8 protein-coding genes are annotated in these 8,931 nt (G+C 35.2%); 3 read left to right on the forward strand and 5 right to left on the reverse strand.

Annotation, left to right across the window (positions count from 1 at the left end; genetic code table 11):
• Positions 1-250: 250 nt before the first annotated feature.
• The 3 genes from V7124_RS11660 to V7124_RS11670 all read left to right on the forward strand — a co-directional run bounded on the left by V7124_RS11660 (position 251) and on the right by V7124_RS11670 (position 2,172).
• Positions 251-829: a CYTH domain-containing protein gene (locus tag V7124_RS11660; protein WP_335410623.1), complete on the forward strand. Its 579-nt coding sequence runs from the start codon at positions 251-253 to the stop codon at positions 827-829.
• A 72-nt stretch (positions 830-901) separates the two neighbouring features.
• Entirely contained in the window at positions 902-1,309 is a 408-nt protein-coding gene (locus tag V7124_RS11665) for a globin (protein WP_335410625.1), read from the forward strand.
• On the forward strand, positions 1,306-2,172 hold the full coding sequence (locus V7124_RS11670; RefSeq protein ID WP_335489157.1) for a ClpXP adapter SpxH family protein: 867 nt from the start codon (positions 1,306-1,308) through the stop codon (positions 2,170-2,172). Before V7124_RS11665 ends, V7124_RS11670 begins: the two co-directional genes overlap by 4 nt.
• Positions 2,173-2,664: 492 nt before the next feature.
• Here V7124_RS11670 and pepF read toward each other — a convergent pair whose 3' ends face one another.
• The 5 genes from pepF to spxA form a co-directional block, all read right to left on the reverse strand.
• The gene (pepF, locus tag V7124_RS11675) at positions 2,665-4,482 is read right to left on the reverse strand and encodes an oligoendopeptidase F (RefSeq protein WP_335489160.1); all 1,818 of its coding nucleotides are present in this window, start codon (positions 4,480-4,482) and stop codon (positions 2,665-2,667) included.
• 135 nt (positions 4,483-4,617) lie between these two features.
• Complete coding sequence (locus V7124_RS11680) at positions 4,618-5,814, reverse strand: competence protein CoiA (protein ID WP_335410631.1); 1,197 nt, start codon at positions 5,812-5,814, stop codon at positions 4,618-4,620.
• Between the two features lie 101 nt (positions 5,815-5,915).
• Positions 5,916-7,376 carry a cardiolipin synthase gene (gene cls, locus V7124_RS11685; protein ID WP_420490525.1) on the reverse strand — a complete coding sequence of 487 codons (1,461 nt, stop codon included), beginning with the start codon at positions 7,374-7,376 and terminating at the stop codon, positions 5,916-5,918.
• Between the two features lie 120 nt (positions 7,377-7,496).
• Entirely contained in the window at positions 7,497-8,171 is a 675-nt protein-coding gene (gene mecA, locus V7124_RS11690; RefSeq protein WP_335489163.1) for an adaptor protein MecA, read from the reverse strand.
• Positions 8,172-8,470: 299 nt separating this feature from the next.
• Entirely contained in the window at positions 8,471-8,866 is a 396-nt protein-coding gene (gene spxA / locus V7124_RS11695; protein ID WP_335417780.1) for a transcriptional regulator SpxA, read from the reverse strand.
• Positions 8,867-8,931 lie beyond the last annotated feature (65 nt).

Here is an 8,931-nt window from a genome sequence, read left to right on the forward strand (position 1 = left end):
ACAAATGAAAAATGCTTAGAATCAACAAGAATTTGTTCAGTCGGAATTAGACCGCTAATCGAATCATCTGCAAGTAATAGTAATTTGTTCTTTGAAATAATTGCTTCTTTAATTGTAATTTTTTTATTCATCATTTTACCTCCACTATTCACTCTACCATTTTAGCATAATCTATCCATTTCTCCCAAGAATTGCGGTTCGACCAAAAGCTAAGATACAATAAAATTATGAAAAGAAAGGAATGGACCAAATGTCAGAATCCATTGAAATAGAATTTAAAAATATACTCACAAAAGAGGAATATAAAATTCTTCTTAAGACATTTAAAGTGGAAGAAAAGGAAATCATAAACCAAACAAATCATTACTTTGACACACCAGATTTTGGATTAAAAAATTTGGGATCTGCACTAAGGATCAGAATAAAGAATAATACTTATGAACTGACTTTAAAACAACCGGCTGCTGTTGGGCTTTTGGAATCAACCCAACTTTTATCAGAGACTGAATATCAAACAGCCATTGAACATGGAATATTTCCTACGGGAATCGTTAACCAAAGGTTAGAAAAGTTAAATATATCAATGAACCATATTGAATATTTCGGATCACTACAAACAAAAAGGGCTGAATTTACATACAAAAATGGACTACTTGTTTTGGATCATAGTTTATATTTAAATACAGAAGACTATGAAGTAGAATACGAAGTGGATGATATTCAAGCTGGTCAACTAGCTTTTCAAGATTTACTCCTGCAATATGGTATTCCCATACGGAGAACCCAAAACAAAGTTGCCCGTTTTTATCAGCAAAAATATAATTTCTAAGCGGTTTATTTGAGATATCAAAAATCCATTGATAAAATATATAAAACAAACATATTTAAAGGAGTTGTCAACATGTTTGAGAAAAAGCCTACTCCATATGAGGCCATAGGCGAAAATACTTTACATCGCCTTGTGGATACTTTTTATGGTTTAGTTGCACAACATCCTGATCTTGCACCAATCTTTCCGAATGATTTTTCAGAAACTGCCCGAAAACAAAAGCAATTTCTAACACAATATTTGGGAGGACCTTCATTGTATACGGAAGAGCATGGTCACCCTATGATGCGTGCACGACATTTGCCTTTTCCCATAACTCCTATCCGCGCAAAAGCATGGCTTTCCTGCATGACACAAGCGATGGACAAGATTGGATTAGAGGGTCAAGAAAGAGATGAATTTTATTCTAGGCTCTATCTAACTGCACAACACATGGTCAATACACCAGATGAAAATGAGATATTAGGTGAAAATTTGTGAGTAACCAAGAATTCACTTCTAAATCTCAATCTTTTAGTAATGAAAAAAAACCACTTGAATTATATTTGTTCATCGATCCTCTAAGCCCTGAGTGTTGGGCACTTGAACCGATCTTAAAGAAACTGCATATCGAATATGGTAAGTATTTTTCTATTAAGCATGTATTAAGTGGTCGTATCGCTAATTTAAATCACCGTAAAAAGAAGAATTATGAATTCATCGCAGATTTATGGGAAAAGACTGCTAGCAGATCAGGAATGTCCTGTGATGGGAACCTTTGGTTAGAAAATCCTGTAGCATCCCCATATATTGCTTCTATCGCAATTAAAGCAGCGGAGCTACAAGGAAGACGAGCAGGTTTTCGATTTTTACGTAAGCTGCAAGAAATACTTTTTATTGATAAACAAAATATCTCTAATATTGATGTACTAAGAATCTGTGCAAAAAGTGCAGGATTAGATGTTGAAGAGTTCATCTCTGATTTCCATTCAGATAGTGCCGCTAAAGCATTCCAATGTGACTTGAAAATCACCACTGAAATGGAGGTACATGAAATTCCCACTCTTGTGTTTTTTAATGAAAATGCAGAAGATGAAGGAATTAAAATTACTGGAACTTATCCCTATGAGGTCTATGTACAAATTCTCGAAGAGATGCTATCTGTACAACCAATAAAAAATCAGCCGCCCTCAATGGAGGCATTCTTAAAATATTTTAAAGTAGTAGCTTCTAAGGAGATAGCAGTTGTTTATAATATGACAATCTCTCAGGTCGAGCGGGAAATGAAACAATTGCTTTTACTTCAAAAAGTAGAACAGCTCCCAGCTAAATATGGGACCTTTTGGCGATATGTTGGAGAGTAAACTATTAAGTAATATCTAATTTGAACGTGAAAAGACCTTGCAGCAAACACTGCAAGGTCTTTTTCTATTAAATACGAACAAAGGGGATGGGAGAAATTTTTCACGGTCAAACAAAGGGGTATATGTTTGTTGTGATTAACTTCACGTATAAAATATAACATGGAATAGAACTCATTGACAATGTGATTGTGTGTTATTTCACATAATTGTCAAAATCATATTTTTCAATTTTGGACAATAAACTATTTAAAAGGGACATTACAAAAAAAGGTGGCTTCTTTAATGAGAAAATTACCGATTATTCTTATGATTCTTTTTATTATTTTTGGGTTCTCCCTCCATATCCTGGCGCTAATGAAGGTCGTCCCTTTATTAATTAGTATCCCACTTTTTTTTATTGGAATCTTTACTTTACTTTTTTACTTGAATGACCGTAAAAGATTCAGAGGATTTTAAAGGGATGGTACAATCCGGTACCATCCCTTTTCTATCTTATGACAATAGCTGCTCTAATTCATTTAGCTTCTCTTCAAACACCTTACATGCATCCTTGATAGGGTCAGCACTTGTCATATCCACGCCAGCTTTCTTGAGAACTTCAATTGGGTAATCCGAACTGCCAGAGCTTAAGAAATCGATATAGCGTTTAACTGCAGGCTCCCCTTCCTCTAGAATTTGTTTGCTCAATGCAGTTGCAGCACTATAGCCAGTAGCATATTGATACACATAATAATTGTAATAGAAATGAGGTATTCTAGCCCACTCTAAGCCAATTTCTTCATCAATTACAATATCCTCTTCACCAAAGTACTTCTTATTTAAAGCATAATATTCACTCGTTAATAAATCCGCTGTCAGCGCCTCGTTATTTTGTGCTTTTTGATGAATTAAATGTTCATACTCAGCAAACATCGTTTGGCGGAACACAGTGCCTCTAAAACCTTCTAAATAATGATTCAGAAGATAGATACGTTTTTGTTCATCATCAATGGTTTTCAATAAATAATCATTCAATAATGCCTCGTTACATGTGGAAGCAACCTCCGCAACAAAGATTGAATAATTTCCATACGGATAGGGCTGATTTTTTCTTGTATAATAGCTATGAACCGAATGACCAAATTCATGAGCCAAAGTAAATAAGTTATTTACATTATCTTGCCAATTCATAAGGATGTACGGGTTCGTTCCGTAAGCTCCTGAAGAATAAGCACCGCTCCGCTTTCCTTTATTTTCGTGAACATCTACCCAGCGGTTCTCAAAACCCTCTTTTAAAATTTGTGAATACTCCTCACCTAGTGGAGCAAGCCCATTAATAACAAACTCTTCTGCCTGTTTGTAAGGGATTTCCATTTTTACATCTTTGACAAGTGGAGTATATAGATCGTACATATGCAATTCGTCTACTCCTAACACTTTTTTCCGAAGTTTAACGTACCGGTGCAATAGGTGCAAATTATCGTTAATCGTGCTAACCAAATTATCATAGACGCTTTCAGGAATATTATTGGCAGAAAGGGCTGCATGTCTAGCAGAACTATACTTTCTGATTCTTGCATTAAAATTATCTTTTTTCACATTTCCACTAATCGTACTAGCAAAGGTATTACGGAAATTCCCGTATGTGTCGTAAACCGCTTTGAAAGCATCGCGGCGAACTTCTTGCTTTCCGCTTTCTAGAAATCGAATATATCGTCCATGTGTGATTTCAACTTCTTCACCATTTTCATCCTTAACAGAAGGGAACTTTAAATCTGCGTTATTTAACATCCCAAAAGTATTGCTAGATGCATCCATGACTTCACTAGCCTCAGCTAGCACTGCTTCCAGCTCTGCAGACAAAACGTGAGGTCGCTGAAGATTAATTTCTTCAATAGCATGCTCATAGAGCTTTAATTCCGATTTCTCATTTAAAAAACCATTAACCTTACTTTCGTCTAGAGCTAAGATTTCAGGAACAATAAATGCTAACTGACTTCCAGCTTGAGAGTATAGGTTTTTCATTCTATCATCTAATCCCTGGTAAAAGGAATTCGTTGTGTCTTGGTCATAGCGCATATGGGAGTATGTATAAAGCTTGCCAATTCTTTCAAGAAGCTTATCTTGAAATTGCAGAGCATTATAAAGTGTATCAGCGCTTTCACCAAGTTTCCCTTCAAACTCTTTAATTCCTGAAATTTGATTTTTTACTTCTTGATACTCTTTTTCCCATACTTCATCGCTAGCAAAGATATCCTCTAATCTCCATGTATCTTCAACTGGAATTTCATTTCTAACCGGCAGTGCCTTAATCGCAGTTTCGTTTGCCACATATATTCCTCCATTCAATATTTTTCGTTTTACGAAAAGAATTATAACCCTTTAAATATTCTCCTTTTTTCCTGCAATTTCCTCTAAAATTAATAAGATTTACCTATTATATTATGCCCTAAAGTAATTTTTCATTTATATTTTCCCAAGAATTGATCGATTTTTTTGATAAAATTCCTGATTTCTTTCTTCCTTTTCCCGGTTAGAACTCGGAATTATGAATCCTTTTTGCAATTGATAAATGGATTGGCCCTTTTTAATAATCATTCCGAGCCTCTCTAGCTGTAGAAAATACTCCCTTACCGCCAAAAAAGGTTCTTCACTAGGGAATTGTGGTAAATTCCTGGTGATAATTTCATTCAATTTTATTCTTTTATTGAACTTACTTTCCACATCCTTCAATTGAATATGGGAATTAGGTGAATTATTCTGGAAAACGTCTATATACAAATAGGTTTGCCAGATGATAGGTGGTGTTTGAATGAGGAGAGAGTGAGTTACAGGTAATCCGATTTCTGGTGGAAGTAAATATAAGTTAAGGTTTTGAGCATAAATCTCGCGAAGAAATCGATTTAAGTCAGGACTAGGGTGGAGTGACCAGTTTATCGCAAATTTCTTCATTTCATTTGCCCATTTGGTAAAATTAAATTGGTTTGTCACTTTTGGTTCTAAAATCCCTTCAATTCCTGCCTGATGAATAGAAAGTAATTGGCTGTTTGCGGTTGCATTTTTTATAGAAAATGGATGGATCGTACTGAGGATATGAAACCTTTTTTCTTCGGGGCAATAAGAAGGAAGTACGAATTGTCCGGTCGTTGTTTTTCTTAAAAAGAAATAATCAAAGTTTGACAAGGAGAATGTATTACTCCTTTTGCCTTTAATATGCTTGCTGCCTATGATCCAAAGGGGGATGTATTGATGTTGGATGTAGCTTTGCGTTCGTTTGATAAAAATTTCTTCCGGTATCGGAGAACACTGATATTCCAATGCGTATCTGTTCCCAGCAAAATGGAACATAATATCAGGACGCTGCCCGAAATTCGAATCATAATACTCTAATTCTGCAGGAATACCTTGCATATGTAACCAGTGAAAGAGCTGAAGTTTCCCATTTATATGATAAAGGGATTCACTTTCATGAAAATCACTGCAAACCGTACCGCTCCGATGAGCAAAATGGTAAACCCGTTGATTCCCTAATTTCAGGGAAACCGCTTCCCCACATACTGGACAAAAAAACTCTTCATTCTTTCGAAGAATCAATAGATTCTCCTTTTCACACTCATTACTTAAACTGAATATTGTTCCTGATTTTGTTCGTGCCGTTAGCAATTGAAAATCAACCTCCTTTTAGTTCTTACATTCAAGTTATCAGACTAGAAATCCTTTTTTTAGGCAAAAAGAAAACTCGTCATTTTGACGAGTTTGTGAACTTAAAGAAGTGGAGAAAGTAATCTTGCCGTTGACTCAAGTAACCGTATGCCAAAATGCCTTTTTTGAAACAATGTTAATTCCAGCTGCTTCGCATATTCTAGGTCATTGATATATTCCGCAACAAGCTTTTGGGTACTTTTCGTTCGAAATAAAAACGCATTTACCTCAAAATTCAAATGAAAACTACGCATATCCATATTTGAAGTTCCAATTGAAGCAAGCTCGTGGTCGACAATTACGATTTTACTATGCATAAACCCTCGTTCATATTGGTAAATCTTAACACCTGCTTCTAATAGCTCGGGAAAATAGGAGCGTGAGGCATGAAAGACGATTCGTTTGTCTGGGCGATTTGGTACCAACAATCTCACATCAACGCCACTAAGGGCAGCCACTTTGATCGCTGAAAAGATATCCTCGTCTGGGATAAAGTATGGTGAGGCGATCCAAACAGATTCTTTTGCTGAAGTAATCATCGAGAAAAAAATGTTTTTAATTACACTCCATTCATTATCAGGACCACCAGCTATTAACTGGACCCCACCATGATTTTTTTCATCAATTTGTGGTGACAAATATTCTGCTGTTAAAAAGCTATGGTTGGTCATGTAATACCAATCTTGTAAAAAAATAAGCTGCAGTGACCGAACTGCTTCCCCTCTTAGCATTAAGTGGGTGTCTCGCCAGTAGCCAAAATTTTCGTTCCTGCCTAAATATTCATCACCAATGTTTAGTCCACCAACAAACCCAATCATCCCATCAACGACAATGATTTTCCGGTGATTTCTAAAGTTAAATTTATTATTTAAAAAGGGCAGCTTTACCGGGCCGAAACAAACCGTCTCAATTCCTGCATTTCTCAAATCATTAATATACTTTCTTGATAATTTCCAAGACCCCACGGCATCATATAGGAATCGAACGATTACCCCCTGGGCAGCCTTTTCAATTAAGATTTTCTTTATTTCCTGTCCAATAGCATCATCGCGAACAATGTAATACTCCATGTGAATATGATGTCTGGCTCGATTTAATTGTTCTAGAATATGATGGAAGGTTTCCTCCCCATTGGTTAAGACCTTTGTTGAAGTATCAAAGGAAATTGGACTATTTCCTAATTTTTGTGCCAGTGTAAAAAGTCTAGCCTGATGCTCACCCATTAAACTAAGCTTTTCTTCACTTCTAGGGTCATTCTCACCCTCAACCGTTAAAAAGGCCTGTTTATCAAGAAAATATTTCTTTCGATACATTTTCTCTTTTCGATAATTCCTCCCAAAAAGTAAGTAGAAGAAGAATCCAACTAATGGAAAGCCTCCTAAAACAACTAACCAGGTAATGGTTTGTGTTGGATGTCGATTCTCTAGAAAAATAACAAATCCAATAAAAATGACAGACAGTGTAATTAAGAGGCTTAAAAAACCAAAAACACCACCAGTCAAATACTCCTTAAAAAATATCATAAGTATCGATAAAACGAGCACAAATAAAACAACCCTTACTGTGTTCTTCAGCCTTATCACCACCAATAATAATCTGCCTATGTAAAAAAACACCGATTTCAATAATAGAAATCGGCACGTTTATTTAAAATATTTTCTTATTTCAGCAAAAACATCTTTAGAAATGATTTCTTTTCCATACTCCTGAATTCGATGGATCGTTAACTGTGTTTCATATCCATATTCAAGCAGGATACTTAAAATATCATCAATTTCATCCTCTTCAAACAAATCTTCAGGAAACTCTGTATATAAATAGTATTTATTTTCAAAATTGTATAATACGGTAATTAATTCATCAAGACCGCCCCGATTTGAAAGCATAATGACATCCTCAAAATCTTTGAAGGCAATTAAAAACTCTAAAGAATCTTCTTCAAGTATAAGGTCATCATCGTCATCACGATTTCCTGGATTAAATTGATGATCCAAGATATCTTCAATATTATTATCAACTGACAAATCCTTTATTTTCTCATTTGGAATTGGAAGCTCAAATTTTTGACCATCCTTTGACACCTGTGCTTTGGTTACAAGAATCTCTAACCCCTTTTCTAAAGCCTGCACTTGAATCCAGAGTGGTCCCTCCACAACAAACTCTTCCTCTTGATGAACCTCATCCATCATTTCCCAGAAAAGTTCCTCACTACGCTCCCGATTGTACCAAATTTCCTCACGATCAAAGCCTCGATCTTCTATATCACCATAAGAGATGTAAAATTTTACAGTATTCTCATTTATACGTTCGATTTCCATCTTAGCCTCTCCCTTCCGTTTCCTTATTGAAGGGACTATATACCCCCAAACAGACAATGCTTTTTAGCAATTAGCCAAAGTAGAAAGGATCAATTATTTTGTTAAAAAACTTTATAATCCTTGTACCTTCATTTTATGACAAAAGTATTGAATTGGGAAATAAATTTGCTCTTAATTGCAAAAAACCATTCATTTGCCTATTAATTAGATATTCTTTACATTGTAACAAAATTACAAGGAAATCTCAACTAAAGGGTGATGCAAAAAAAAGCCTTCAGTTTGAAGGCTTTTTACTAAGTTTAATTTACCATACGTTGTGCTTCTCTTAATTGGAAAGTACGAACTCTCCTAGGTAGAAACCGTCTAATTTCATCCTCATTATAACCAACCTGTAAACGTTTTTCGTCGATTATAATTGGGCGACGCAATAATCCTGGATTAGCTTTAATTAATTCAAATAACTCCTGAAGTGGCATTGCATCTAAGTTTACGTCTAATTTTTGAAAGGTCTTTGATCTTGTTGATATAATTTCATCTGTTCCATCCTCTGTCATTCGAAGGATTTCTTTAATTTCTTCAATTGACAATGGTTCGGAAAAAATATTTCTTTCAGTATATGGAATCTCATGTTCTTCTAACCATGATTTTGCTTTCCTGCATGATGTACAACTTGGTGAAGTGTATAATGTTACCATTTGTCTCCACACTCCTCTTTTAATTACGACTCAATTCTATAGTTAATCCATAATGTCATTGACTC

Origin of the sequence: Neobacillus niacini (assembly GCF_036961885.1) — a bacterium.
Lineage (GTDB): Bacteria > Bacillota > Bacilli > Bacillales > Cytobacillaceae > Neobacillus > Neobacillus niacini_H.